Genomic DNA, 25,529 nt, shown 5'->3' with positions numbered 1-25,529 from the left:
GTTCAGTAGCGGCCCAGCCGGGCGGAGGTCTCGGCGACCAGTTCGAGCAGGGCCGGCTGCACGTCGGGACGGACCCGGAGCAGGTCCTCCAGTCGCACCCGCCACGCACCGATCTCGGGGAGTGTCGCCTCTTCACGCTGAAGGCGCGCCCGCGTCGCGGCGAGGCACACCTGGTAGGTGCGACCGAGGTTCGACTCGATCATCTCGCTGAGCCACCAGTAGGCGTCAGCGCCGGACGCGGCCACGAAGGCGCGTGCGCCTTCCCACGCCACACGTTCCTGATGGATGACATCCATGGCTGGAAGGTACGCCCGCCGATCAGGCCGTGCAATGGTCCGCCGGACCCTCGTTCGGCGGCGGGAGACGCGGGTCCGGCGGCCCGCGCGATCACCTTTCTCCAGCCTCCGGGACCTCGACCGACGGGGAGTTGGCGCCGGGGACCAGCAGCCGCGGCGTCCCGGTCCCGTCGGCGGGGACGGCCCACACGTCGTTGACTCCGTCGCTGCGCTGCAACCCGTAGGCCACGGTGCGATCGTCGAGCCAGATCGCCTGGTCGTCCACGCTGCGGGTCTCGCCCGTCGCGACCACCCTCTTGCTCGCCAGGTCGAGGACCGACAGCCGCCATCCCCGGGCCGGGTCGCCGTCGACGGCCGACTTGAACGCGACCCGCGTGCCGTCCGGCGAGAGCGAGGGGCACTCGACGCCGTCCGCCACGGTCCTGAGCGTCTTCGCCGCGAAGTCGCCCTCGGCCAGGTAGCGGTGGCCGGCCGTCGCCACGGTGGCGTAGAACCGGTTGTCGTCGCGGGTGAAGGTGACGCCCCACACGTTGAGGTCCGCCGCCCGGTTCGGCCTGCCGTCGACGACGGCCGCGAACTCCTCCACCGAGGTGGCCAGCCGGCCGGTGCGGGTGTCGAGGATGCCGGCCCGCGTGGAGAACTCCCCGCCCGCGTAGGAGTCGCCGCTGACGAACAGCGTCCAGGCGATCATCCGTCCGCTGTCGGACACGCGCAGCCGGTTGGGGAAGCCGGTCAGCTCGATCGACCGCCGCTCGCGCATGCCGTCGTCGAGCACGGACAGGCGGGTGGCCCCGAGTGCGCTCGCCGGCCGGAGGCAGGCCACCGTGCCCGCTGCCGCGTACGCGCGGTCGCAACGTTGCGAGGTGACGATCCGGGGGCCGCCCGGATCGTCGAGTGAGACGGCGGCCAGCATCCCGTTGTCGAGCATCTGCAGCCTGGGGCCGTCCGCGCGGATCACGCCCGATCCCCCCGCTCCCCGCCCCGGGGCCCCCGGCCCCGCGGCCACCGGTGTGCCGGACGGGGCGACGACGATGGCGACGACCGCCACCGCCGCCAGCAGGACGGCCACGGCGGACGCGATCGACACCCTCGCGCGCAGGCTCAGCCCGCCGCCCCCACTGGACGCGCCGGCGCTTTCGGGCAAGCTCGGATCACTCATGATGTCGCCTCCGTTCCGATCGGCCGCCGGGTCTGCCCGGACAGCAGCACCGCCGTCGCCGCGATCGCGATCCCCGCGGCCAGTACGGCGAGCAGGCACGCGACGCCGGTCCCCCACAACTGCCATGCCAGGCCGAACAGGACCGACGACCCCAGATAGGCGACGGCCTGGCCGGTCTGCACGAGCGCCAGCCCGGTTGTGCGCAACCGTTCGGGCAGCAGGGGCGCCGCCAGCGCCATCAGGATGCCGTCGGTGGCGGCGTAGAAGAGTCCGTAGAGGCCGAGCACGGCTACGACGAGCACCGGCCCGCCGACCGGCCCGAGCAGTGCCAGGTACACCAGGATCAGGGCGCCGTAGCCGCAGAGCGTCACAGGGAGCCGGCCCACACGGTCGGCCAGGACGCCCAGCGGGGCGGCGAGCAGCAGGTAGGCCAGGCTCGTCCCCACGGCGAGCAGCGGGAACCAGCCGAGCGACAGGTCCTCCCTGCGCTGGAGCAGCAGGTAGACGAAGCCGTCCCCCACCGTGGCCAGACCGAGCAGGCACGCCGCGGCGAGGAGCCTGCGCACGCCGGAGATGCGCAGCAGGCCGGCGGCCTGCCGTACCGACACCTGTCCCCCGGACCGCTGCGGGGCCGAGGCCGGCCCTCCGTGGTCCCGGACGAACAACGCCAGCACCACCACGGCGAACGCGGCGACGCAGAAGCTGGTGACGAACACGGCGTCGTACCGCTGCCCGGCCATGGCGAGCACGGCGAGTGCGACGAGGGGGCCGAGGAACGCCCCCACGCTGTCCATCGTCCGGTGCACGCCGAAGGCCCTGCCCAACTGGTCCGGCGGGGCGGACAGGGTGATCAGCGCGTCACGCGGAGCGGTGCGCAGGCCCTTGCCCGCGCGGTCGGCGGCGATCACCAGGCCGATGGCGGTCACCGATCCACCCGCCGCGATCAGGCCGAGCTTCGCGATCGCGGACAGGCCGTATCCGACGCCCGCGACGGCCTTGCGCCGCCGCACCCGGTCGGCCAGATATCCGCCGACGAGGCGCAACAACACCGTGGCACCCGTGTAGGCGCCGTCGATGACTCCGTAGGCGGCGGGGCTGAACTGCAGGCCGACGACGAGGTAGACGGGCAGGATCGCGGTGACCATCTCCGAGGAGATGTCGGTGACGAGGCTGACGGTGCCGAGCGCGAACACGTTGGCGCCGACGGCCGTCCATCTGCTCCGGCCGATCCGGCCGCCGGGCGCGGCCTGCTTCTGCCGGCCGATCGTGGACAGGTACACGGGCGTGCACACCTTCCCGAGTTGGGGGGATGCCGCGCCCGGTGTGCGGGGAGCACGCCGGGCGCGGCGCCGTACGGCCGGGATCAGTGGCAGGAGTTGGTGCCGCTGTCGGTGAAGGTCTTGCCCGACTGAGGCACGAACTGCCAGGTGTAGCTGTTGGAGTGCAGGGTGAACTTCAGCACGCCGAAGGTGTTGTTGTTCCGGACTTCACTGTTGGGCTGGATCGTGCCGAAGTTGTACATTCCGGCACCTCCGGTTCCCACGACGAAGTGCCGGATGCCGCGGGCGTTGTCGAGCTGCCCGCTGGGGTTCATCGGCGCGAACCGCTCGTACTGGTGGTTGTGACCGGTGACGACCACCTCGGCGTTGTTGTCGTACAGCGCCTGCACCAGCGGGCCGACGGAGGTCGTGGGCGCGTGGTTGGACCCCGAGGTGAAGCGGGGGTGGTGCCACATGGCGAGCGTGCACGGCCGGGTGTTGGCCGCCAGGTCGGCGCGCAGCCACTGCTCCTGAGCCGAACCGGCGTTGCAGCCGCCGATCGAGGAGCAGTTGGAGTTCAGCGCCACGATGTGCCAGTTGCCGAGGTTGTAGGAGTAGTAGCCCTTGCCCTGCTCTCCCGCGGCCGACCCGAAGTAGCCGAAGTACCCCGAGGCTCCCGAGGTGTTGTACTCGTGGTTGCCGGCCACCGGACGTGTGCGTGCCTTGTGCCGGCCCCAGGTGGGCGCGTAGTAGTTGTTGAAGTCCGCGGTGGAGCCGTTGTCGTAGGCGTCGTCGCCGGCGGTGAAGACGGTGCCGGGGATGCCGTCGAGCAGGGCCGCCGTGGCGGTGTCACCGGAACCGGAGTTCGCGATGTCGCCCGCGCCGACGAGGACCGGGTCACCGGACGGCGGCGTGGTCGTGGGGGTGGGCGTGGGGGTGGGCGTGGGGGTGGGGGTCGAGGACGTGCCGGTCGTGACGACCAGCTGCGGAGCGGTCGACCCCGATTCACGCGAGTCGAAGTCGGCGCCGTCGCTGCTCGACGAGGTGACGCCGATGCTGAACGTGCCGTTGCCCTTGACGTAGGAGGTCACGTCGACCTCGTACCAGGAGTTGCGCACGACCGAACCGACGGAGCCGAGGGTCGCGCCGTCGATGGCGGGCTGGTTGGCCCAGGTCACCCCGGTCTCCGACCAGGTGGTGTTGCTCATCGCCTTGTAGGTGCCGCCGCTGGGGCTCTCCGCGCCGGACACGTCGTCGGTGTGGACGCGCAGCTTGGCCCCGGTGACGGTTCCGCTCACGCCGGACACGGTGAATTTCAGGAACATCCGCTTGACGGGCGAGTTGTCCACGCCGAGCTGAGCCGAGGTGCCGTAGTTGGTGGTGGTCACGGAGTTGTCGACATAGGTGTCCGCGACCGGAGTGAAGGTGGCGGTCGCCGCCGACGCGACCGTGGCGTCGCCCAGCACCGCGACCGCGGTGCCGGCTGTCACGCTGACGGCCGCGAGGAACGTCGCGATCGTGGCCTTGCGCCTCAACATCGTCCAGGCCCTCCCATTATTGACTTGTGGTTACTGGGGGCCTTTCGGACGGTAAAGACGAGTCCCGACACCGCGATGACACACGATGGATGACCCGGTGGCCGCCTGGTGAACGGCTGAAGATCGCCTGAATCTCCGCTGTGAGACGGCCACGGTCCGCCGCGACGAACCCGTCTCTACAGGGGGAGCCGGGAGATCCTCTTCGAGCGGCCGCCCCGGCATCAGGCCATGTGCGATGTCGTCCGTCTGGTGAGCGGGCGCGCACATGTTCGGGCGTTTGCGACTATCCTCCCGTTCGCCGCGAATGCCGATCCTGCGCCGAGGAGCCCGATGACCGCCGCCGAATCGCCGGACGCCACCACGGTCCCGCCGGGGCTGACCCATGAGCGGATGGGCATGTTCACCGACGCGGTCTTCGCCATCGCCATGACCCTGCTCGTCATCGAGATCCCCCGCCCTGAGGGGCTCTCCCGCCGGGGCGACGCCGACCGCATGGCGATGGCCCGCGAGCTGTGGCACTTCCTCGGCGAGAACGCCGGCATCTTCCTGGCGTTCCTCATCGCCTTCCTGGTGCTGTGGGCGACCTGGCGCCAGCATCACCGGCTGTTCGACCAGATCACCGGCATGAGCCGGTGGATGTTGCGCCTCCACATCCCGTTGCTCATCCTCGTGGTGCTGCTGCCGTACCCGACGGCCCTGATCGGCGAGTCCTCGCTGAACCCGCTGTCGGTGACCCTCTTCGCCGTCGCGGAGGCCGGCCTGCTGTTCTGCCAGGCCGGCCTGAACCTCGCCGCCGTGCGCGGCGGGGTAACCAAGCCGGGCACGGACATCTTCCACCTGCGGGTCATCGCGCTGACACTGACCGTGAACGGCGCCTTCTGGCTGATCACGGCCGCGCTGAGCTGGGTGATGGACGGCGTCCCCTACCTCTGGGTGCTGACGCCCCTCATCATCCTCGGAGGGCACCGGGCCGGGCGCCGGCTCCTCACCCCCTGACGCCGGTCAGCCCGCGCGCTCCTGCGCGACCCTTTCCCGTACGGCCGGCACGACCTCTTCGGCGAACCTGCGGAGCTGGACCTCCTGGTCCCCCTCACCCCAGAAGACGAACGTGTCCATGCCGTAGCCGACCGCGACGTCGGTCAGTTCCTCGACCCACTGGTCGGCGGGGCCGTTGAGGAAGCCCGAGGACGGGCCGTCGGTGATCGTGCCGTTGACGTTGTACAGCCGACGGATCTCCCTCGGCTCGCGTCCCGCCTCCACGGCGGCCTCATCGATGCGCGCGTTGAAGCCGGGCAGCAGTTCGGGCGACGCCCAACTGCTCGAGGGCAGCCAGCCGTCCGCCGTCCTGCCGGTGAGCGCAAGGGCCCTGGGCCCGCGCACGCCGAGCCAGATCTCGATGGGATGCGCCGGGGCCGGGCCGGGCTTGGCGCCCTTCAGCCGGTAGTGCGAGCCCTCGAACCGCAGGGCGGGCTCGGTGCTCCAGATTCCCCGGATGACCGTGATCGCCTCCTCCAGCGCGCCGATGGCCTCCCCGGGCGTACGGCGTGGCCCGCCGTACGCCTCGATGGCGTCCCAGAAGGCGCCCGCCCCGAGGCCCAGCTCGGCCCGCCCGCCGCTGAGCAGGTCCAGACTCGCGGCCGACTTGGCCAGCACCGCCGGCGGGCGCAGAGGCAGGCTCGCGACGTCGGGAAAGACCCTGATGCGCTCGGTGCCAGCCGCGATGACGCTGAGGAGCGTCCACGTGTCGACATAACGACGCTGATAGGGATGGTCCTGAACGCCGATCAGGTCGAGCCCAAGCCGGTCGGCCGCCTGCGCGGTCCTCAGCAGGGGATCCCCGGCGTTCGGCACGAGGAAGTATCCGAATTCGACATCACGCCCGTAGTCACCCATGCCCGCGAGAACCTCCCGGGGCGGGCGGTTGTTCCCGGAGTCCGACAACTCACCTCCGTGACACATTTTCCGGTCATCCGCCGAAACGGCGCCACAATACCGTTGCCTTTCTCAGTGTCTTTATGCTGCCAATTCCTCCTGTCCGGACACAACGATATTTGTATGACACATCGGACATCTGCCGGCGTGCCCACAAAATACGACAGGAGGGATATTCGACATGCCTCCCTGCGAGATTCCCGTGGCTTCTTCAATGAAATGTCAGCCAAAAGGCAAAAGCCGCCGATCACCGTTTGCGTCACGGATGGCCGGGAAACAAGACAACTCAGTGTTGATCTGCAGCGTTTTTCAGAGATTGCATTCAATGCCGATTCTGAAAAATATCGAATGCAGGGCAGTATTCCTTTCTAGGAGAGAAACCCACATGCCCAAGGCTCATGGCCTCATCGCGGTGCTCGCCACCACCGCCACCCTGACGAGCGGCGCCTTCGTGTTCGGCGCCGTCACCGCCTCTTCGGCCGGCGCCTCCGCCGGCAAGCTCAGCAGCGTCCCTAGCCAGCTTCTCCGCCACGTCGCCGACGACGACGACGACGACGACGATGACGACAACAACCTGGACTCCGTGCACCGCAACCGGAACCGGAACTTCAACCGCAACCGCGACCGGCAGCGGCAGCACGGGCGCCTCAACCAGCGCGAGCGCCAGCACCTGCTGCATGACATCAACGTCGCGCTGACGCCGTCCCAGACGTCGGACACGACCGCGACCACGGACCAGACCTCGGACGCGGGCCCGACCACGTCTTCCGTATCACGCCCGTAGTCACCCATGCCCGACAACTCACCTCCGTAACGCATTTTCCGGTCATCCGCCGAAACGGCGCCACAATACCGCTGCCTTTCTCAGTGTCTTTATGCTGCCAATTCCTCCTGTCCGGACACAACGATATTTGCATGACACATCGGACATCTATCAGCGTGCCCACAAAATACGACAGGAGGGATATTCGACATGCCTCTCTGCGAGATTCCCGTGGCTTCTTCAATGAAATGTCAGCCAAAAGGCAAAAGCCGCTGATCACCGTTTGCGTCACGGATGGCCAGGAAACAAGACAACGCAGTGTCGATCTGCAGTGTTTTCAGAGATTGCATTCAATGCCGATTCTGAAAAATATCGAATGCAGGGCAGTATTCCTTTCTAGGAGAGAAACCCACATGCCCAAGGCTCATGGCCTCATCGCGGTGCTCGCCACCACCGCCACCCTGACGAGCGGCGCCCTCGTGCTCGGCGCCGTCACCGCCTCTTCGGCCGGCGCCTCCGCCGGCAAGCTCAGCAGCGTCCCGAGCCAGCTTCTCCGCCACGTCGCCGACGACGATGACGATGACACCAGCTGGGACTCCGAGCACCGCAACCGCAACCGCAACTTCAACCGCAACCGCGACCGCCAGCGGCAGCGCGGGAGCCTCAACCAGCGCGAGCGCCAGCACCTGCTGCACGACATCAACGTCACACTGACGCCGTCCCAGTCGTCGGACACGACCGCGACCACGGACCAGACCTCGGACGCGGGCCCGGCCACGTCTTCCGTTACGGGGCCGACCGACCCGCCGGTGTTGAACCAGACGAACAACAACACCGCCACGGGGGGCGACAGCTCAAACGCCAGCACAAACAACGCCACCCAAAACGCCGCCCAGCAACAGCAGCAACAGCAACAGCAGCAGCAGAACGACGACCCTGGGAACGGCGGCGGCACCGTCACCCAGACGCAGAGCGTGCCGGCCACGACCACCAGCACGGTGACGACGCTGCCGGCGACGAACAACACCACCACCACGGTGACGACGCTGCCGACCACGACCAACACCACCACCACGGTGCTGTACACGCCTCGCCCGACCACGTCGGTGTTCGTCAGGCCGCGGCCGTTCACGACCTACACGCCGCTGGCGACGGCCGGCGTCAACGCCAACGTCAACGCCCACGCGGCTGTCCACGCCAACGTCAACGCGAACGTGAACTTGGCCCTCGCGCTGCGGCTCCGCCTGGGTCTCGGCCTCGGGCTCGTCCTCTAGGCACGAGGACGGGGGCCGGGCGCACTGCAGCCCGGCGCACTGCAGAAGGTCGAGGAGGGGTCGTCCGCGCGACGAGGTGGCACCACATGCACCTCGTCAGCGGGCGGCCCCTCCCCCTTTTCACGACCGCCCAGGCCGTCGGTGAACGCGAGCATCTCCGGTGTGCGCGTCACTGCCGCCGACCGTGTTCCACAGCGTGGCCCACTGCTCGGCGGTCAGGTCCTTCGGGAGCAGGTGCGGTGACACTTCTTCCCGCTTCATCCAGTCGCGTACGGCCGTGCGGTCGCCACGTGTGACCCTGCCGAGGATCTCGGCGAGCCCTCGGCCACGTCCGGTGAAGACCTGCCGCACGAAATCCTGATACCGCCCGCGCTCTCCGACGAGCGGGACGGCTCGGCGCGTCATCGTCAGCAGCCCGCCGTCGACGGACGGCATCGGGCGGAAGGAACGGGCCGGCACCCGTCGGCACAGCCCGAACTCGTACCACGGCCACCAGGCCGCCGTCAGCATGCTGGCGCCGCCGACTCCCGCCCGTCTGCGGGCGACCTCCCACTGCACCAGCAGCACCGCCTCCCGCCAGTGACCCGCGGGCAGGATCCTCCTCAGGATGGCGGTCGTCAGGTGGAACGGGACGTTTCCGACGATCACGTGCGGGTGCCGGGGGAACCGGTATCGCAGCACGTCCGCGTTGACGACGGTGACGTTCCGGGCGGCCCGGCTCGCGAGCCTCGACGCACGCCGGGGGTCGACTTCGACGGCGGTGATCGGCCTGCCCGAGCCGCTCAGCGGCAGCGTCAGTGCGCCGTCGCCGGGGCCGATCTCGACGATCGGGCCGGTCGTCAGGGCGACCAGTTCTTCGATGGTGGCGATCACCGAGCGGTCGACCAGGAAATTCTGGCCGAGCTCGTGCCGTCCGCCTTGGTAGGGGTGATGCATGGATGCGCTCCGCGTGGACCCGGATGGAGCCGGGCAGCACGAGGAGCCGCACCGGCGAGGACACCGAAGGCGGCGGAGCTGAGAAGGTGAACGCGAAGCAGCCCGCCGCTAGGAGCGACGGATCCTGATGAAGAACGGGCAGTACATGTCCGGCACGCTAGCAATGCCGTCCAGGGACGGCGCAACTCAATTCGCGTCCCGGCGCGTCGTCCGGAGAGCGTGGCCGACTCCGGGGCCAGTCGTGCTCGAAACGGGTCGGGACATCATTCGGCTCTCGGGTGTGTCCGGCGGATCCGTGTTCGTGGTGCACCCGGACAGGGATCCGCCGGACGGCTAGTCGACGCAGCCCTGGATGGTGTTCAACGGACTGCAGTTATCGGGGACGTTGTTATCGACAATCGATTTCCGGATGCTGACATCGGCGTTGCCGGTGGCGATTCCGCCGCCGCCGGATCCCTTGTTCCCCGTGACCACGAGGCCCTCGAGGTCGGTGGTTCCCAGGTTGGACGTGCCTCCACCCAGGCTGCCGGATGTGTTGTTCACCACGATGCTCTGGATGAGGTGCGACACGCCGTTCGGCTGGGTGTTCAGTCCGCCGCCGTTGATCGGTGCAGTGTTCTTGTTCAGAATGCTGTTGGACATCGTCAGCGTTCCGAAGTTGATGATGGCACCGCCTCCGACGCTCCCTGCCGAGTTCTCGTTGAGCACGCTGTGGGAGATCGTCGCGTTGGCGCCCGCATAATTCGCGAACGCGCCACCGTTTGATGCCTGGTTGCCGGCAAGGACGGTATGGTCCAGGACCACGGTGCCCGCGTTGAGGATTCCACCACCGAAGTTCGTCGTGCTTCCACCCACGATGGAGATCCTTCGGACACGGAGTGTCGCCCCGGATGCCACCTCCAGGACACGGAAGGCGTTGGGCGTGGTCGGGTCGCGCCTGATCGTCGTGTTCAGCCCACCCACCAGAGTGATGTCGCCCGTGATGATCGGGAGGGCGTCGCCTGGGGCGGCCGCTGCGACGTAGTTGTAGACACAGATCGGCGAGAGAAGGAGCGTGCCGACTCCCGCCCCGTTGGCTGTTCGGATCGCCGTGACGAGCGCGTCCGGGTCGCACGGGACGGCGGTCACGGCCCTCGCCAGACGGGGCATCGCCTGTGCCGGCGACGGCGCCGCACCCAGGGTGATCCCCGCCAGCACAAACGCCCCTATGCCGCCGATAATTCTAGGAAAAGAGCCCATCGGGCCGCCTCTATATAGAAATGGACATTTGTCCTGCCGGTAACGAATGGCCTGTCGACATCGCCGACAATTAAGGAAACATGCCTGGGCCGAGTGAACGATCAGGGAGCGTCTCTGTTCGGAACAGTTTGACCAAGATTTGCGGGCGCCTTTCATGGCGCCCGCCGCCTTCCGCATGCCCGACGTCGAGGGTCCCGTTACGGCCAGGACGGCATCTCCCTCAGCGAAACCAGGCGGGCCGGCTCTGGGGATTCGGCAAGGCAAATAGGGATTTTTCTTAAATTGCCGTGCCGCAAATGAAGCGGTGGGCTAACGCTTCGGCAACGCCCGGCAACCGGTCAGCGGAAAAAGGCGTCCTCACCTCGCTGGACACTCTCGACTCCTGGAGCACAACGATGACCCAGTACGACGGCCGGCCCACCCATCCCATTGATCAGACTTCTCAGAATTCGCGGTACCAGCAGCCCTACAGCGGGCCGTACGGTCATGCTGGAACGTTCCAGGCACCGCTTGCCCCGCCGAAGAAGAAGCGCCGCGGCCTCACGTGGATTCTCGCCGTCGCCGGGATCCTCGCCGTGTTCGCGGCGTGCGGCGCTCTCGCGTCCAACGGCTCCGGCTCCCCCACCCCCGCGGGCGGCGCCGCGTCGAAGGAAGCCCATCGGGCCGACGCCGCGACCGCGGGGATCGGCGCACAGGTGCGGGACGGAGACTTCGCGTTCAAGGTCACCAAGCTCGGCACCGCGTCTCGGGTCGGCGACCGCTACCTGGGGAAGAAGGCGCAAGGTCAGTTCTTCCTCGTCTACGTCACCGTGAAGAACATCGGGGAGCAGTCGCAGGCGTTCACGGGTGAGGCGCAGAGGCTGTTCGACGCGACGGGCAAGGAGTTCTCCGCCGACTCCGAGGCGGCCGTCTACATGGGCGACGCGTCGAAGTCGCTGTACGAGGAGATCAACCCGGGGAACTCGGTGAAGGGCATCGTCGTGTTCGACGTCCCGAAGGGCACGGACGCCGCGTCGATCGAGTTGCACGACTCGCCGCTCTCAGGCGGCACCATGGTCACCCTGAGCTGACGCGCTCCGGACCGGCCGGGCGGGGGCGAGCGCCCGCATCCCCCGGGAGACGCGATCTCCTGGGGCGACGCGGGCGCTCATCGTCAGGGCGAAGTCCGGTCGAACTCCCGTGACTAGGATCTCTTCGTGAGCGACGACCAGCCCTCTCGAGCCGGGATCGCGGCGGACGGCCCCGCCACTCTCCCGCTCCCCCTGGCCGGCCAGGCTCCACAGGAGCGCGCGGACGCGGCGCGCAATCGGAACCGCCTGCTCGACGCCGCCGCCCGTCTCGTGGCGCGACACGGGGCGGAGCACGTCACCATGGACGCCGTGGCCGCGGCGGCGTCGGTCGGCAAGGGAACCGTCTACCGGCGATTCGGCGATCGCGCGGGCCTGATGCTCGCCCTGCTGGATCACGCGGAGCGGACCTTCCAGGAGGCGTTCCTCGCCGGCCCTCCCCCGCTCGGGCTCGGCGCCCCGCCGAGGGAACGGCTTCACGCCTTCGGGACCGCGGCCATCCGCCACGAGATCCGCTACCGCGACCTGTATCTGGCGGCGGAGCAGAAACCGGCTCGCCGCTATGCCCATCACCCGCCCAGAGACGTCCATGCCCTGCACCTGACGACCCTGCTGCGGGCCGCCGGGGTCACGGGCGACATCGAGTTGCTGGTCGAGGCACTGCTCGGTTACCTCGACGTGGCGCTCGTCAACCACTTGCACACGCAGCGCGGGATGCCGATGGAACGCATCGAGGCGGGCTGGACGGATCTGGTCGACCGTCTCCTGCGCTGACTCCCGGTCCGGACCATGGCATGAAGAGATCTATCGACCTGTCCGATTCACGGTGATACCGTCCGGGCCAAGTGGATCTTTCGGGGATCAACGGGCGGTGTTGACGTGGGGCTGTTCGACTCTGAAGCACGACGTGAACGGCGGTTGCAGAGACTTCAGGACGCCTCCAACGATCATGCCCAGGAAGCCCTGCTCTACTGGCGGGCGGGCCGCGTGGACCAGGCCCTCCAGAGCAACCAGAAGGCGCTCGACATCATCCGCGGCCTCCAACAGGAGGAACCGGAGAACGACCAGCATCTCGCCCAGCTCGCGGGCAAGCTGTACAACCACGCGGGAATGCTCATCCAGGGTCGCCGTTTCAGCGAGGCGGTGATCACAGCCCGCTCCTGCGTGAGCAGCTACCTGGAACTCACTGGCGGCGAGGTGAGCAGAGACGCGATGGTGATGGACGGGCTGCTCAGCCTGGCCCATTCCCTCCGCCCCGTGACGAGCCCCCGCGGCCGGCTCGCCAAACTGGCCGGGATGACCGCCGACGCCAAGGGCAGACTCGCGACCGCTCTGGCCCTGTCGGGCGCGCCGGGCTCCGCCGCCGAGGCGCGCAGGCTCGCCTCCGAGGCCGTCTCCGCGTACGAGACGCTGGTCGAGTTGGACGCCGGCTACGGCGCGGACCTCGCGCGGATCCGCGAGCAGGAGGCCGAGATCCGCCAACTACTCGGCGGGAGGAGCTAGCGCGGCCCGGCCGCCCGACTCACCTGCTGTCGACCAAAGACCGGCTCAGTGTGATGAGCGCGTCCTCGGACCGGCTGCCGGTCTCGGCCTGACCGACCACGAGGATCTGGCCCGGGGCGCTGTTGACGTTGAACCCCTCGAAGCGGATCGCCAGGTCGCCGGCGTCGCGATGGTGCATGTGCACGTACTGCTGCGTCCTGGCGTACACGTCGTGGCGAGCCCACATCCGGCGGAAGGCCTCGCTCGACCGCGTGAGCTCGTCGACCAGCTCGCGCAGGAACGGGTCCTCGTCGTTCCCTCCCGCGAGGGCGCGCACGTGTGCCACGTAGGCGCGCGCCTCCTGTTCCCAGTCCTTCCGGAAGAACTCCTGCGACTCGGGGTTGAGGAAGATCAGCCGCAGGAGGTTGTCGCTGTGCTCCATCCATCCGCACACGGCCACGGACAGCGGGTTTCGCACGAGCACGTCCCACCGGCGGTTCACGATGAACGCGGGCCCGTGGTCCCACGCCTTCACGAGCCGGAGCAGGTCCGGGACGGGATGGTCGACCGGCCGCCGCAGCGGCACCCGTTCGCGGGCGAGCCGGTGGAGATGCTCGGTCGCCTCGGAGCCGAGGAGGAGCGCCCGGGCGAGGGCTTCGATCACCTGGTCCGACGGGTGGCGTTCCCGCCCCTGCTCGAGCCGCATGTAGTAGTCGGTGCTGACGCCGGCCAGCATCGCCACCTCGTCCCGGCGCAACCCCGGCGTCCGGCTGTTGTCGTCGACGCGCTGCAGGCCCACCTGGTCGACGGTCGTGACCTCTCGCCGGGCGCGAAGGAACTCACCAAGAGGGCTCCTCATACCGGACACAATATGAAGAAGCAGGTCAAGCACCCGCAAACTACTGAAGTGTCGCGAGGACCTACGGCAGGCGTTGGAATGTCCCGTCTCTGCCGGTTCTTTCGGCAACGGCGAAGTATGATCATCTTCGCGTTCGAGAGTGCCACCTCCCCCGCGACAGGGTCGCCGCCCCCTTCGGAGCATCGAATGACCGAGCACCCTCCGTCCCGCCGGCCGTACGCCCGCACCTCCGCATACTCTCCGCCGTACCGCTCCCCCGGGCCGGCCGTCGCCGGCCTACTCCTCGGCCTGGCCTGCCTCCTCACCGGCGGGTGCGCCGTGACCGGCGACCATGAGGTCACATTCGAGGTGGTCGGCGTGAACGGGACGAAGACGGCCCAGAACGTCTCGTTCGGCGTCGGATTCGGCACCTCGTACAACTCTCCCGTCTCCCTCCCTTTCATGAAGACCGAGCCGGCGGCGGACGACGTCCACGCGCTGTCGCTGTACGCGGACGCCGCAGGCGCCGATGGCGCCATCACCTGCCGGATCAAGGTCGACGGGAAGACGGTGGCCGAGTCCGGCGACTCGGTCCACTCCTGCCACGTGGAGACCAAGGGCCTCGGCACGTAGCCGCGACGCCGTACCCGGCCGTCCCGCGATCACGCTCGTGTCCGCGTGATCGATCACCGAACGTCCCGCCACCAGGAGTCCGTACGGCGATGTAAAAGATTCTGGACATGAGGTCAAAGATTAGCTACTTTCGAGATGTCAAAGATTCTGTACATCACGGAGAAGGTCATGACCCTCGAAGAGAAACGGGCGTGGATCCGGCTGGTGGTGGCCGTCGCCGCGTACGGCGGGTACGTCGTCGTGGTGCTGTCCCGGGCCGGCGAGCGGCCGCTGGCCGAGGCGCCCTATGCCGCGGCGCTGCTGTGGAGCGTGGGGGCGGCCATCGTCGCCGCGATCGTGGCCGAGGTCGTGGCCGGCGCGGTGAACCCGAAGGCGTCACTTGCCAAGGACGTGCGAGACCGCGAGATCGGGCGGCTGGGCGATCACGTCGGCCAGTCGTTCGTGACGATCGGCGCCGTCGCGGCGATGCTCATGGCGATGGCCGGATGGGACCGGTTCTGGATCGCCAACGTCGTCTACCTGTGCTTCGCGCTGTCGGCGGTCCTGAGCAACGTCACCAAGGTCATCGTGTACCGCGGGAGCCTCCCCCAATGGTGAAACCGACCCGTGTGACCAACCGCATCCGTGCTCTGCGGTTCGCGCACGACGAGATGACCCAGGCCGAGCTGGCCGAGCGCATCGGCGTGACCCGGCAGACCGTCATCGCCATCGAACAGGGCCGGTACTCGCCGTCCCTCGAGATCGCCTTCCAGATCGCCCACGTGTTCAAGGTTCCGCTCGATGAGGTGTTCCAATATCCCGGCTCACAGGAGGAGACGACATGAAAGCGATCGCTCAGGATGTGTACGGCTCGGCCGACGTGCTCCGGTTACGCGAGGTCGACCGGCCGCCGATCCGAAAGGATCAGGTGCTGGTCCAGGTGCACGCCGCCGGGGTGGACCCGGGCGTGTGGGTCTGCATGACCGGCCGGCCGTACGGCGCGCGGGTCGCGTTCGGGCTGACACGGCCCAAGGTCGCGGTGCGAGGCCGCGCGCTGGCCGGGGTGGTGGCGGCGGTCGGCCCCGGCGTGACGCGATTCCAGCCCGGCGACGAGGTGTACGGCACCACCCCGAGCGGCACCTACGCCGAATACGCGGCCGCCTCCTGCGAACGGCTCGCGTCCAAGCCGTCCGGACTGTCGTTCGAGCAGGCCGCCGCGGTGCCCATCTCCGGGGTGACCGCGCTGGAATCCGTCCGCGACGGCGGCCGGGTCCAGCCGGGGCAGAAGGTGATGGTCATCGGCGCGGCCGGCGGCATCGGGTCGTACGCGGTGCAGATCGCCAAGGCGTTCGGCGCGAGGGTGACCGGCGTGTGCGGCACCGGCAAGGTGGAGCTGGTGCGGTCGCTCGGCGCCGAGGAGGTCATCGACTACACCCGTGAGGAGGTCGACCGCGACGGGCCGAGCCACGACGTGATCATCGACACCGCGGGGTGCCGGCCGCTGTCGCTGCTGCGGCGCGCCCTGACCCCGCGCGGGACGCTGGTGCTGGCCGGCGGCGGTCACGACGCCGGCGGACTGCTCGGCGGCTACACCCGCCAGATGCGCGCACCCTTCGTGTCGATGTTCACCAGCCAGCACCTGCGCGGCCTGGCCTCCAAGGAGCGCGCGCAGGAGCTGGAGGAGCTGGGACGGCTGATCGAAGCCGGCGCCGTCACCCCGGTCATCGACCGCACCTACCCCCTCGCCGAAGCCCCCGACGCCATCAGATACCTCGCCGAAGGCCACCCCGCCGGCAAGATCGTCATCACCGTGAACGGCTGATGGTCCGCGAGATACATCGCGACTCCAGCGGGCCCCGTATGGCCTGGACGACCCCGGCTTCCTGGGTGCCGGCACCCAGCTGATCGGGGGCCGGCACCCTGACGATCCAGGTACTGGCACCGATGACGCGATCCCGGATATCGATCACGCTCAGATGCGTCAAGATCCGTCATCGCTGCAGGAGGCCACATCCACATGATCCTCAAGTTGCCCGGTGGACGTACGGTCGGCGTCTTAGCGGTGGGCGCGCTCACCGGATCGCTGCTCACCGTCGGCGGGATGGCGACCGCTTCCGCCGCCCCCGCCCCGGTGATCTACGCCTGCGTCGACAAGGCCACCCGCGCAGCACGCATCGTGTCCGCCAGTACCAAATGCCGCGCCACCGAGACGCGTACGTCATGGAACCAGAAGGGCCTTCAGGGTCCGCGTGGAGCCACCGGGCCGAAGGGCGCCACCGGCGCGAAGGGGACCACCGGACCGAGGGGCGCGACCGGACCGGCAGGCCCGAAGGGAGCCACCGGGCCGGCAGGTCCGCAGGGCGCGACGGGCGCACGGGGTCCCGCCGGCCCGCCCGGAACCGCCGGAGCGCCCGACATCCAGATCATTCAGTCACCGATCACCAACGCAGGTGGACAAGTGAGGTGCGTGCCAGGGAGGATCGCGACCGGCGGAGGGTTCAGGCTCCCTGACGGCGCCGCGGTGCGCTCGAGTGTTCCCCTGACAGAGGGCGACGTCTCGGTGGGTTGGTCGGTGACCGTGACGCCCGGAGCCGGCCAGATCTCCGGAGTCATCTATGTCCTGTGCCTGAACGCCTGACCATCGGGCCGTCGATCGTCTCGCGACATCGAGACCCGCCGGGGATGCGCACCCTGCGGTGCGCCTCCCCTTCGGCGTGGCCGGTCCAGCGCACCGAAGAAAGGCCGAGCCGCGAGCACCCGCCGGACAGGATGTGCGCTGGGCGGCGGCCGCGGTCGTGCATCAGCGGTTCGCGGGCATCCTGAGTACGCATGCGAGTCCCGCCGCGGCTACGGACAGGACCGTGGCGAGGGCGAAGGCGTGCTGGTAGTTGGCGAGGGCGATGGTCGTCGTGGCGCCGCCGGCTCCTGCGGCCAGGATGGCGCCGGCCACCGGGGAACCCGCGGCGGATCCCACCGACCGGATCACCGTGTTCAGTCCACCGGCCGCGGCGACCTCGTCGACGGGCACGACGCGGGCGATGATCTGGTAGATCACCGAGATGCCCGCGCCGATCCCCAGGCTCAGCACGCAGAACGACGCCAGTATCGACCACATCGCAGCCGGCCAGAGCGTGAGACCGAGTGCGCCGAGACCCATGCTCGCCATGGCGACGACCATGCTCGGTCGATGACCCACCCATCCGAGGAGAGCCGGTGCCGCACGGCCGCCGACGAACACACAGACCGCGGACGGGAGAAGAACGAGACCGGTGCGCAGGACGTCGTAGCCGTACCCGTAACCGGTGCCGGGATCGGCTTCGAGGATGCTCGGCATACAGAGATAAATGATGTAGGAGACGAAGCCGTTCACCAGGACGAGCGTGTTGGCGATGGCCAATGAGGGCCTGGTGAGTGATCTCACGTCGACCAGCGGCGTCGTCACACGGCGTTCGACGATGACGAGAAGGACGAGGGCGACGATCGCTCCACCGAACAGGAGCAGGGTCGGCCCGGCGGTCCAGCCCCAGGAGGGGCCCTGGGTGACGCCCAGCAGAAGGGCGGCGAGCGCCACGGTCAGCAGCGCGGCGCCCGCGTAGTCGGTCTGGCTCGCCTGCCCGGTCCGGGGAGTCTGCGGCACCCAGAGGGCCACGAACGTGAGGCTGACGACGATCAGCACTCCTGCGACGATGAATATCCCGTGCCAGCTGGAGACCTTGAGGATGGCACCGCCGATGACGAGCGCGGCGCCCGCACCCAGCCCGAGCACTCCGGAGATCCAGCCGATCGCCGTGCTCATCTCCTTGCCGGTCAAATGGCGGCGAACGATCGCCAACGCGAGGGGAAAGGTCGCGGTGCTGATCCCCTGCACGGCACGGCACGCGATCAGGACCCCGATGGTGGAGGAGAACGCCGCCGCGAACGTGGCGACCGCGAAGACGGCGAGAACCACCGTCAGCACTCGTCTGTGGCCGAGCCGGTCTCCGAAGGATCCTGCTATCGGAGCGAGAACCGAGCCCGTGAGCAGGTAGGACGTGAGCACCCACCCGCTTGTGCCGAGCCCCGCGTGGAGATCCGAGGCGAGGACCGGCAGAGCCGGCACGAGCATCGTCTGCATCAGCGCGTACACGAGCACGACGAAGACCAGGGCTGACACCATGCGGCCGTTCTTCGCCCCGGCGGGGGCGCCGCGGGCGGGTGCGAGGACGGCCGTCTCGGGCGTCGCCGCGGTCGGGTGGGACATCGGTTTCTCCTCCTATCGGAACGGAAGCTCCGTTCCGATTGATTCTGATAGCGTCGCCGCATGGGTGTCAATCCGTCTCCTGCCGCGCGTCAGGCCGAACCCGACCGTCCGGCACCCGGCCGCATCCGCGAAGCCCGGGCCAATGACCTCTGCGTCCTCATCGCCGCAAGAGAGATCTTCGCCGAGCGCGGTTTTTCGGCTCCGATGTCGGCCATCGCCGAACGTGCGGGAGTGGGTGTCGGCAGCCTCTACCGTCGCTATCCGAGCAAAGAGGCTTTGGCGCAGGCGCTGCGGATCGCGGCGATGGACCAGATCTGCGAGATCGCGGAGGAGTGCATCGAGCAGGTCCCGGCGGAGCTCGTGTTCGCGACTTTTCTCAACCGCTATCTGGCCGACTCCTTCGGACCCCTCGTCTCCATCCTCGGCGGCCGCGTCGCCGATCCGCCGGAAGTCCTCGCCGCCGCGGACCGCATGCGCGACACTCTGCAGCGCGTGGTCGACGTGGCCCGAAGCTGCGGGCAACTCCCGGAGGACTACGGGCCCACCGACATACTGCTGATCATCATTCATCTGCGGGGGACGCTTCCGGGCGATCCGGCCACAGTGGCCAGATACACCCCGAGGCTGCTGGAGCCATTGCTTACGGGTCTTCGCGTGATGGCCTCGTCCGGACGATCGCGCGATGCCGCGCCGGCCCCCCAATGGGACGAATGGCTCGCTTTCTGGAGCGGCGGACAGCCATGAATCGCATACCGCCAGCGGCGCGATCACGGCGGTCGCTTCATCACGCGCCACGCCAATGGCACGCGAGCCCCGCGGCATGATCGCCGACGGGGCTCTCTTCACTGTGGGCGGGTTCCACCAGCGCCTCTCGTCCGCGAGGAGCCGAGATCGCTACCTGCGGGTCGGACCTTCCCCGTCAATCAGTAAGGCGGCGGGCGATCTGCTGTTCAGCTGGCCGTGGTGTCACGGTAGGTCCACATCTCCGCGAGCTTGCCATCGTGCATGCGCATGAGCCAGATCAGCCGAGGGGCGGTTGCACTGGCATCCGCTCCGCGAGTGGGGTTCCCGACGACGGCTATCAAATCACCGTCGCCGAGGACGGCATGGATATCGAACCTGAGGTCTGGCTGTGCCATGCGGACCCGCTCGATCGCCTGTTGGACGCCGTGGGGTCCGGTCACCTCCGGATGAGCGTGGTCGATCCAATCCGGGCTCAGGATTTCTGCGGCTTCAGCTGAGTCGCCCGTGTTCCACATTTCGAAGTATTGGAGCGCGATTTGACGGGGCGATTTGACGGCCTCGCTGTGCAACTGCGTTCACTTCCCTTGGGGGTAGGCGGCGACGCGGAACTGGAGACGTATGCAGGAGTACGGGGATCAGAGAACGAGCGACGTCAGAAATCCATCTCGGCAGGCGGGTCACGCCGTTCGGAGAACGAGGGCTCACGACCTCGCCGAGCTGGCCCGCTGAGAAACGATACGATCAAGCTATGGGCAGTAACCCTGTCGGAACATTTCTCCCCCTGATCTTCTTGTGTGCGCTGGTCTGCATCATTCTCGTGGCCGTGAAGGTCGCGAGAGCGCGCAGCGCGGTAGGCGGTTCGAACGGCCCTGCTGATCTTGCGACCAAGGTCCGCGGACTGAAAAACCAGGGACGGTACGAGCAGGCCGTTTTCCTCGTTCGGGGTGAAACCGGCTTCAGCGAAGATGCGGCGCGCTCGTTCGTAGACAGAGTGTGACCGAACAACTGCGACCAGCCTACAAGCCTGGTGCTTCGGCCATTTCCGACGCATGTGCGACACCGCGCCTGGGCTGTGCGCGTAGCCGCTGCGGAGCTACCGGACTCGAACCGGCTCAGACCATCTATGGTCACAATCTCGTAGATTGAAGCGGCTTTCCCAGCATCGCCTTTGCCCGCAGCGACCTGGCCCAGTTTACGGCCCCTCACACGACGAATGAGGGACGATCTGGAAGATGGCTGTCTCAGCTCTGCGAAATCGTGCGTTCTCCCTCGCCGACCGGCTCTTCGAAGCCGGTCATATATCTGTTGAGAAGCTCTTCGGAGACGGTGACGGCATTGGCCCCCTGCATCGTGTTGCGTACGTCGAGTCGCCGGCGCAGCGTCTCTGGACTCGCCTTGAGATAGACCAGTTCCCACCGGCGACCATGGCTCTCAATCAGCGCCTTGTACCGGTCACGCGTGGCACGCCGCCAGAAGCTGTAGTCCAGGACTACGGGCCGGCCGGCCTCCAGCAGATCCTCGAGTTCGTGCCACAACATTTCCTCGGCCGCGGCCTTGTGGTGTTCGTACTCCGCCGGATCGAGTTCTGCGGCGTCGCGCCCGAGCTTCGCCCAGACCACTTCATCGATCGACAGCCGGACGTAACCACGCCGCTCCAGCGACTGCGCATAGGTCGTCTTGCCCGAACCGGCGACCCCGCACATCATCACCACGCTCGGCGCTTCTTTCTCCGACCACCCGGCGGTGGCCTCCACACCTTCAGCAGTGGCAGCAGAATCACTGTGTTCCGGAATCCCCACGGCGCGAAACATACCCGATCCCCAGCCGCGCCTTGATCTTGCGTCGTCGCTCCGACGGCTTTGTACCATCGGCCCATGCATGCCACCAATCTGGTCAGCCCAGAAGGCACCGGTAGGTGGGACTCGTTGGTGCTCGACGTGGATACCCCTGCCCGGCCCTCCATGAGAGTGGAAGTGGCCGCTGGACGGCGAATGTTGTTGCGCCAGGGAGAGCGTCCTCTGCTGTTCGCCCGAGTCGCCGACTACTACCGAGGCGTGAACTTCCTACGAGCCCCCGGGTTCAGATCGCCAGTTGCTCCATGCCGGTCCGATCGCGCACGCGCTCTTGCTACTTATGAACCAGACGAGACGCATGCCCGTTGGGCGCGCGTGTTCGCCGCCGATCTGACCACGGCCCCCGAGGGACCGCTTCATACCGGCCGTTGGATCATCACTCGTCATGATGCGGGCGAACGGTTCAGTCATGTGCATCGGTCCGAGCGCTGGCAGTTACTCATCGACGACCACGGCTACATCAACTGGTTCACTACACCCTGTCCCTGGGACGTGGTGCCGCTACGTAGGCCGTCCCCTGTCGACAGCTCCCGAGTCAAGGCGTACCGGAAGCAGGCCCGGGATGGCACCCTCCCACCGATCCTGCTTTGGTGGATCAGCGGTTTGAGCTGCTACGTCTTGCTCGACGGACACGACCGCTTCGTCGCCGCCTTGACCGAAGACCAGGAACCTCCCGCCCTGGTTCTCGCACTGCGGGAGGATGAGCAGGCGAAGGACGCGAGCCGAAAGTGGGCGCTTCAGTACTACGCCGAGGCCATGGACCATGTGGAAAGCCAGATCGCGGCGGGAACGGCGCATCCGTACAACGCTTTCACTCGGGTCAACCGGCAACTGGGCGAGGCGCTCAAGAGCATCGAGGGGACCTGGGCACCAACGCGTGCCTGGCTGATCCGCGGCGGCATCGACGCCTGGCGGCGGCAAGCTAACAACACGGATCCGCACTGGCTCAGCCAGCACAACGTTTGAACCGGCCGGTCCGTCCGCGCATCACGGCTTTTGCTCCAGAACTCGGACGCGTGGGAAGCGAACCGACCGAGGTGTACACGGATCGTTCAGGGGCCGGCCAGTTTGGTTTCCCACAGCCGGAATGGCGGGTCCACTACGTAGGACGGGTTGCAGTAGTGGCGGATCCATTGGGCTGCCCGTAGCTGAGCGTCACCCTCGTTAATGACGAGGCCGGTCTCATCGACCTCAAGCACGTTAGTGAAGATCGTGAACACCATCTCCAACGTGGAACCGAACTGCATCAGGGCGGGCCTGTAGTCGATGCCGTCCAACAGCTCCATGTCCAAGGTGCCGTTGGCCAGGTAGAACGCGAAGAAACGCAAGCTGGCACGCACATCTTCAGGAAGTTGAGCCATGTTCAAATTGTCTGACGCGCTGGAGAACCGGCGAACTGCCGTACTCCGGCTTCCCGAGTAGTGACTGCTCCCCGCTTCATCGGCCAACGGAACACAGTGGTCACCGAGACCGTCTATCGCAAGCGAATACGCCCAGTGCTCATGCAAGGTGCCTCGACCATGGATGACCTCTTCTCGCGTAATGGCCTGGGATCACATGGGAGGCATCATGTCGCGGTGAACATCTTCCGGCGCCGGCAGCGTGGCGTACGTTTCCATGGCGATTGCCCTGCATGTGGCCATGACTGGCGCGAGCACCCTGAGGGCGCCTTCAATGAGGGCGATGCTTCGACCTGCGGAGAGTGCCTGTACGAGATCGAGCACGGCGAACCGGGTGCACCGTCGCAAGCATGCCGGTTGCCGGCTCCTCCCCCGGCCACCAGCGATCTGTAAGCAATCCTTCATCCCAGACGCTGGTAACCGGGCCACCGCAGTTCAGACCTGTACGGCTCGATGGCTGGGACCGGAGGAACGGATGCCGAGGTCGAACCTGGCACCGTGCACGACCTAACCGCCGCCGACCGAGCTGATTCGGCGACGGTACTCACGCGTCCGCCGGCCGGCTCTCTCAGCCGACCTACAACCACCATGGTCACGGCCGGTCGGCCCAGACGTTGAAATTGTCGCGGAAGACGTTCTCGGGATCCCAGGTGCTTTTGACCTCGCGGAGCCGGGTGAGGGTCTCGGGCGGGAAGGCGTCGTGGAGACGCTGGTCGACCGGGCCGGTCTCGAAGCTGAGGTAGAGGCCGGAGAAGTACGGGCGAAGCTCGTCCCAGGCACGGTCGAGGCCGGGACCGGGCATGCCGAAGCAGGCCACGGCGTAGTTCGCGTCGCGGTGAGCGAACGCGGTCGCGTCTCCCGGGACATCGGAGACCGCGCCGCCGACCGCGCGAAACTGCAGCAGGAACCCCTGCCCGCCGGCCAGGAAGTCACCGACCGCAGTGGCGAACTCGGGTGTGATGGTGGAGAGCATCCCTGACCGGACGTTCGGCTCGCCAGATGAGGTGGACGCCTGCTCACGCGGGGCCGCGGACAGGATCTCGGAGTAGGTGGTGATGACCACCTCATGCCCGAGCAGCGGCCCGGCCTCGAGGAAGGGGGCGAGGCGCTCGAGGATCACATCAGGATCTTCCGAGTCGACGACGATGCGCGCCCGAGCGAGTTGTTGACCTCCATGCGCCTGGCCGAAGTTCAGGAATCCGGTGGTGTCCCGCGGCGCGCCTTCTGATGCCTGTCCCCACGCCACGAGGAACTTCGCGGTCTCGGAGGCGTCGAAGACCAACTGGGCATCCCCGACCCGGCCGAGGCGGTCGGCGCGGAAGTCGAAGGAGGTTACGATGCCGAAGTTGGCCCCCGCTCCACGCACCGCCCAGAACAGGTCCGGGTTCTCCGTCTCGTCGGCGCGGACCAGAGTGCCGTCAGCGGTGACGATGTCCACGCCGGTGAGATGGTCGATGGTCAGCCCGTGGGCACGGGAGAGGTATCCGACGCCCCCGGCGGTGGCCAGACCGCCGACACCCGTGCCGCCGTAGTCACCGGAGCTGATCGCCAGCCCGTACGGTGCCAGGGCCTGGGCGACCTCGATCCAACGAGCCCCGGGCTGGACCCGCACCGTCCCGGCCTTCGGGTCGAGGACCTCGACGCCGCGCATGGCCGAGAGGTCGATGACGATCCCGCCGTCATTGGTCGAACGTCCGCTGATGCCGTGCCCGGCACTGCGCGTGGCCAGTGGCACGGACTGCGTGCGGGCGAAGCCGATCGCCTCAGCCACCTCGGTCGCATTCGTGACCGAGAGCACCAGACCGGGCGAACCGCCACGCAGATAGGTCGAGCGCACCCGCGCGTACTCACGATCCCCAGGCTCGATCGCCCTGGCGGCGAGTGTGGCGGGAACTGCGTCATAGTCGATCCCGGAGTGCCGCTTGGCCAGGACGGCGCCGCCGCGCGAACGTGGCTGCGAGGTGGCCGGGCGCGCCGCGGCGACGGCCTCGCGGACACCGGGCGCGACGTCCTCGGCGAAGCGCTGCAGCTCGCCCGGCTCATCGCTCATCAGCACGAAGGTCGAGAAGCCGTGCTCGATCGCCAGCTCGGTCAGCTGCTCGACCCACAGCTTCGGCGGGCCGTCGAGCTGACCACGCGCGTCAGGAGAGAACCGGCCCCGGATGTTCAGCACTCGGGTGATGTCGCCCGGGTCGCGGCCGGCCTGCCTGGCCGCCGCGTCCACGCTTTCGACGGCGGCTTCGAGCGATCCCGGCTCGGTGAACCCGTACAGGGTGGGCATCCACCCGTCAGCGAGCCGACCGGTCAGGCTCAGCATCCTGGGCTTGTACGCACCGACCCAGATCGGGATGTCGTGGAATGGTGCCGGGCCTCGGCGCACCCCGTCGACCTGATGGAACCGCCCATGCACCCGCAGTGGGCCACGCTCACGGGCGGCCCAGATCCCCCGGATGATCTCGATCGCCTCGCCCAGCGCCTGCATACCTTCACCGGGGGTGCGCTTGGGCGCGCCCATCGCGGCTGCGGCATCGGCGAACCCGCCTGCCCCTACGCCCAGAGTGAGGCGCCCCTCGGAGAGCAGATCCAGACTCGCTGCCGCGCGGGCCAGTACCGCGGGCGGGCGCAGGGTCAGATTGAGCACGTTTCCCGACAGCGCGATGCGCTCGGTCTTGGCGGCCACCCAGCTCATCAGGGTCCAGGTGTCGTGGAAGTCGGACTGGTAAGGATGATCCTGGAAAGTCACCAGGTCATAGCCGAGCTGTTCAGAGACCACGGCCAGCTGAACCGGGTGCGACGCGGGGTCGTTGACAGGGGTGACGAACGTGCCGAAGCGGATCGGCTGGCCATAGTCAGGCATGGATGGATCGTCCTGTTATGTCGCCATCTGGTGCAATGAG

Annotated in this window: 28 protein-coding genes; 15 read left to right on the top strand and 13 right to left on the bottom strand. The window is 67.9% G+C overall.

The window, feature by feature from the left end; genetic code table 11:
* Nucleotides 1-2: 2 nt before the first annotated feature.
* The 4 genes from Pph01_RS15985 to Pph01_RS15970 all read right to left on the bottom strand — a co-directional run bounded on the left by Pph01_RS15985 (nt 3) and on the right by Pph01_RS15970 (nt 4,252).
* Nucleotides 3-296 (bottom strand): hypothetical protein, encoded by a 294-nt coding sequence (locus Pph01_RS15985; RefSeq protein WP_204073875.1) that lies wholly within the window; start codon nt 294-296, stop codon nt 3-5.
* Nucleotides 297-387: 91 nt separating this feature from the next.
* The gene (locus tag Pph01_RS15980; protein WP_204073874.1) at nt 388-1,455 is read right to left on the bottom strand and encodes a TolB-like translocation protein; all 1,068 of its coding nucleotides are present in this window, start codon (nt 1,453-1,455) and stop codon (nt 388-390) included.
* Nucleotides 1,452-2,735, bottom strand: coding sequence for an MFS transporter (locus tag Pph01_RS15975; RefSeq protein WP_239116735.1), 1,284 nt, complete (start codon nt 2,733-2,735; stop codon nt 1,452-1,454). Before Pph01_RS15975 ends, Pph01_RS15980 begins: the two co-directional genes overlap by 4 nt.
* Nucleotides 2,736-2,818: 83 nt before the next feature.
* Nucleotides 2,819-4,252 carry a CBM96 family carbohydrate-binding protein gene (locus Pph01_RS15970; protein WP_204073873.1) on the bottom strand — a complete coding sequence of 478 codons (1,434 nt, stop codon included), beginning with the start codon at nt 4,250-4,252 and terminating at the stop codon, nt 2,819-2,821.
* Between the two features lie 330 nt (nt 4,253-4,582).
* On the opposite strand from Pph01_RS15970, the gene Pph01_RS15965 reads away from it, so the two are divergent.
* Nucleotides 4,583-5,248, top strand: coding sequence for a TMEM175 family protein (locus Pph01_RS15965; protein WP_204073872.1), 666 nt, complete (start codon nt 4,583-4,585; stop codon nt 5,246-5,248).
* 6 nt (nt 5,249-5,254) lie between these two features.
* On the opposite strand, the gene Pph01_RS15960 is transcribed toward Pph01_RS15965, so the two are convergent.
* Nucleotides 5,255-6,145 carry an LLM class flavin-dependent oxidoreductase gene (locus Pph01_RS15960; RefSeq protein WP_204073871.1) on the bottom strand — a complete coding sequence of 297 codons (891 nt, stop codon included), beginning with the start codon at nt 6,143-6,145 and terminating at the stop codon, nt 5,255-5,257.
* Nucleotides 6,146-6,307: 162 nt separating this feature from the next.
* Between Pph01_RS15960 and Pph01_RS15955 the strand changes: the two genes are divergently transcribed.
* The 3 genes from Pph01_RS15955 (at nt 6,308) to Pph01_RS15945 (ending at nt 8,221) form a co-directional block, all read left to right on the top strand.
* Nucleotides 6,308-6,556: a hypothetical protein gene (locus Pph01_RS15955; RefSeq protein ID WP_204073870.1), complete on the top strand. Its 249-nt coding sequence runs from the start codon at nt 6,308-6,310 to the stop codon at nt 6,554-6,556.
* Between the two features lie 13 nt (nt 6,557-6,569).
* Nucleotides 6,570-6,968, top strand: coding sequence for a hypothetical protein (locus Pph01_RS15950; protein WP_204073869.1), 399 nt, complete (start codon nt 6,570-6,572; stop codon nt 6,966-6,968).
* Nucleotides 6,969-7,360: 392 nt separating this feature from the next.
* The gene (locus Pph01_RS15945) at nt 7,361-8,221 is read left to right on the top strand and encodes a hypothetical protein (RefSeq protein WP_204073868.1); all 861 of its coding nucleotides are present in this window, start codon (nt 7,361-7,363) and stop codon (nt 8,219-8,221) included.
* A gap of 120 nt (nt 8,222-8,341) precedes the next feature.
* On the opposite strand, the gene erm is transcribed toward Pph01_RS15945, so the two are convergent.
* Together erm and Pph01_RS15935 are read right to left on the bottom strand one after the other, a co-directional pair.
* A complete protein-coding gene (gene erm, locus Pph01_RS15940) occupies nt 8,342-9,157 on the bottom strand; it encodes a 23S ribosomal RNA methyltransferase Erm (RefSeq protein ID WP_204073867.1) in 816 nt (271 codons plus the stop codon).
* 333 nt (nt 9,158-9,490) lie between these two features.
* Entirely contained in the window at nt 9,491-10,573 is a 1,083-nt protein-coding gene (locus Pph01_RS15935; protein WP_204073866.1) for a hypothetical protein, read from the bottom strand.
* Nucleotides 10,574-10,791: 218 nt separating this feature from the next.
* Between Pph01_RS15935 and Pph01_RS15930 the strand changes: the two genes are divergently transcribed.
* From Pph01_RS15930 to Pph01_RS15920, 3 genes are all read left to right on the top strand, one after another.
* Nucleotides 10,792-11,466, top strand: coding sequence for a DUF4352 domain-containing protein (locus tag Pph01_RS15930; protein WP_204073865.1), 675 nt, complete (start codon nt 10,792-10,794; stop codon nt 11,464-11,466).
* A gap of 126 nt (nt 11,467-11,592) precedes the next feature.
* Nucleotides 11,593-12,237: a TetR/AcrR family transcriptional regulator gene (locus tag Pph01_RS15925; RefSeq protein WP_308441899.1), complete on the top strand. Its 645-nt coding sequence runs from the start codon at nt 11,593-11,595 to the stop codon at nt 12,235-12,237.
* Between the two features lie 144 nt (nt 12,238-12,381).
* Nucleotides 12,382-12,966, top strand: coding sequence for a hypothetical protein (locus tag Pph01_RS15920; protein WP_204073864.1), 585 nt, complete (start codon nt 12,382-12,384; stop codon nt 12,964-12,966).
* Between the two features lie 19 nt (nt 12,967-12,985).
* Here Pph01_RS15920 and Pph01_RS15915 read toward each other — a convergent pair whose 3' ends face one another.
* Nucleotides 12,986-13,804 (bottom strand): helix-turn-helix transcriptional regulator, encoded by an 819-nt coding sequence (locus Pph01_RS15915; RefSeq protein WP_204073863.1) that lies wholly within the window; start codon nt 13,802-13,804, stop codon nt 12,986-12,988.
* A gap of 186 nt (nt 13,805-13,990) precedes the next feature.
* Here Pph01_RS15915 and Pph01_RS15910 point away from each other — a divergent pair, with 186 nt between their 5' ends.
* The 5 genes from Pph01_RS15910 (at nt 13,991) to Pph01_RS43335 (ending at nt 17,033) form a co-directional block, all read left to right on the top strand.
* A complete protein-coding gene (locus Pph01_RS15910) occupies nt 13,991-14,416 on the top strand; it encodes a hypothetical protein (protein WP_204073862.1) in 426 nt (141 codons plus the stop codon).
* A 135-nt stretch (nt 14,417-14,551) separates the two neighbouring features.
* Nucleotides 14,552-15,013, top strand: a complete 462-nt coding sequence (locus Pph01_RS15905) for a hypothetical protein (protein ID WP_239116734.1) — start codon at nt 14,552-14,554, stop codon at nt 15,011-15,013.
* A complete protein-coding gene (locus Pph01_RS15900) occupies nt 15,007-15,240 on the top strand; it encodes a helix-turn-helix transcriptional regulator (protein WP_204073861.1) in 234 nt (77 codons plus the stop codon). The genes Pph01_RS15905 and Pph01_RS15900 overlap by 7 nt, the downstream gene beginning before the upstream one ends.
* On the top strand, nt 15,237-16,217 hold the full coding sequence (locus Pph01_RS15895) for an NAD(P)-dependent alcohol dehydrogenase (RefSeq protein ID WP_204073860.1): 981 nt from the start codon (nt 15,237-15,239) through the stop codon (nt 16,215-16,217). The genes Pph01_RS15900 and Pph01_RS15895 overlap by 4 nt, the downstream gene beginning before the upstream one ends.
* 195 nt (nt 16,218-16,412) lie before the next feature.
* A complete protein-coding gene (locus tag Pph01_RS43335) occupies nt 16,413-17,033 on the top strand; it encodes a collagen-like domain-containing protein (RefSeq protein ID WP_275412835.1) in 621 nt (206 codons plus the stop codon).
* Nucleotides 17,034-17,195: 162 nt separating this feature from the next.
* On the opposite strand, the gene Pph01_RS15885 is transcribed toward Pph01_RS43335, so the two are convergent.
* Nucleotides 17,196-18,635 carry an MFS transporter gene (locus Pph01_RS15885; protein ID WP_204073859.1) on the bottom strand — a complete coding sequence of 480 codons (1,440 nt, stop codon included), beginning with the start codon at nt 18,633-18,635 and terminating at the stop codon, nt 17,196-17,198.
* A 60-nt stretch (nt 18,636-18,695) separates the two neighbouring features.
* Between Pph01_RS15885 and Pph01_RS15880 the strand changes: the two genes are divergently transcribed.
* Nucleotides 18,696-19,379 carry a TetR/AcrR family transcriptional regulator gene (locus Pph01_RS15880; RefSeq protein ID WP_204073858.1) on the top strand — a complete coding sequence of 228 codons (684 nt, stop codon included), beginning with the start codon at nt 18,696-18,698 and terminating at the stop codon, nt 19,377-19,379.
* A 206-nt stretch (nt 19,380-19,585) separates the two neighbouring features.
* Here Pph01_RS15880 and Pph01_RS15875 read toward each other — a convergent pair whose 3' ends face one another.
* Nucleotides 19,586-19,948, bottom strand: coding sequence for an ester cyclase (locus Pph01_RS15875; protein ID WP_204073857.1), 363 nt, complete (start codon nt 19,946-19,948; stop codon nt 19,586-19,588).
* Between the two features lie 179 nt (nt 19,949-20,127).
* Here Pph01_RS15875 and Pph01_RS15870 point away from each other — a divergent pair, with 179 nt between their 5' ends.
* A complete protein-coding gene (locus Pph01_RS15870) occupies nt 20,128-20,376 on the top strand; it encodes a hypothetical protein (protein ID WP_204073856.1) in 249 nt (82 codons plus the stop codon).
* Between the two features lie 244 nt (nt 20,377-20,620).
* On the opposite strand, the gene Pph01_RS15865 is transcribed toward Pph01_RS15870, so the two are convergent.
* A complete protein-coding gene (locus tag Pph01_RS15865) occupies nt 20,621-21,178 on the bottom strand; it encodes a P-loop nucleotide/nucleoside kinase family protein (protein WP_204073855.1) in 558 nt (185 codons plus the stop codon).
* Nucleotides 21,179-21,253: 75 nt separating this feature from the next.
* Here Pph01_RS15865 and Pph01_RS15860 point away from each other — a divergent pair, with 75 nt between their 5' ends.
* Nucleotides 21,254-22,198: a hypothetical protein gene (locus Pph01_RS15860; protein ID WP_204073854.1), complete on the top strand. Its 945-nt coding sequence runs from the start codon at nt 21,254-21,256 to the stop codon at nt 22,196-22,198.
* An 86-nt stretch (nt 22,199-22,284) separates the two neighbouring features.
* Here Pph01_RS15860 and Pph01_RS15855 read toward each other — a convergent pair whose 3' ends face one another.
* Nucleotides 22,285-22,593 (bottom strand): DUF7677 family protein, encoded by a 309-nt coding sequence (locus Pph01_RS15855; protein ID WP_204073853.1) that lies wholly within the window; start codon nt 22,591-22,593, stop codon nt 22,285-22,287.
* Between the two features lie 631 nt (nt 22,594-23,224).
* The gene (locus Pph01_RS15850) at nt 23,225-25,489 is read right to left on the bottom strand and encodes an LLM class flavin-dependent oxidoreductase (RefSeq protein ID WP_204073852.1); all 2,265 of its coding nucleotides are present in this window, start codon (nt 25,487-25,489) and stop codon (nt 23,225-23,227) included.
* Nucleotides 25,490-25,529 lie beyond the last annotated feature (40 nt).

The organism is Planotetraspora phitsanulokensis (assembly GCF_016863295.1).
GTDB classification, from domain to species: Bacteria; Actinomycetota; Actinomycetes; order Streptosporangiales; family Streptosporangiaceae; genus Planotetraspora; species Planotetraspora phitsanulokensis.
Note: the sequence above shows the minus strand (reverse complement) of the source record. Positions and strands in the feature narration are given on the sequence as shown.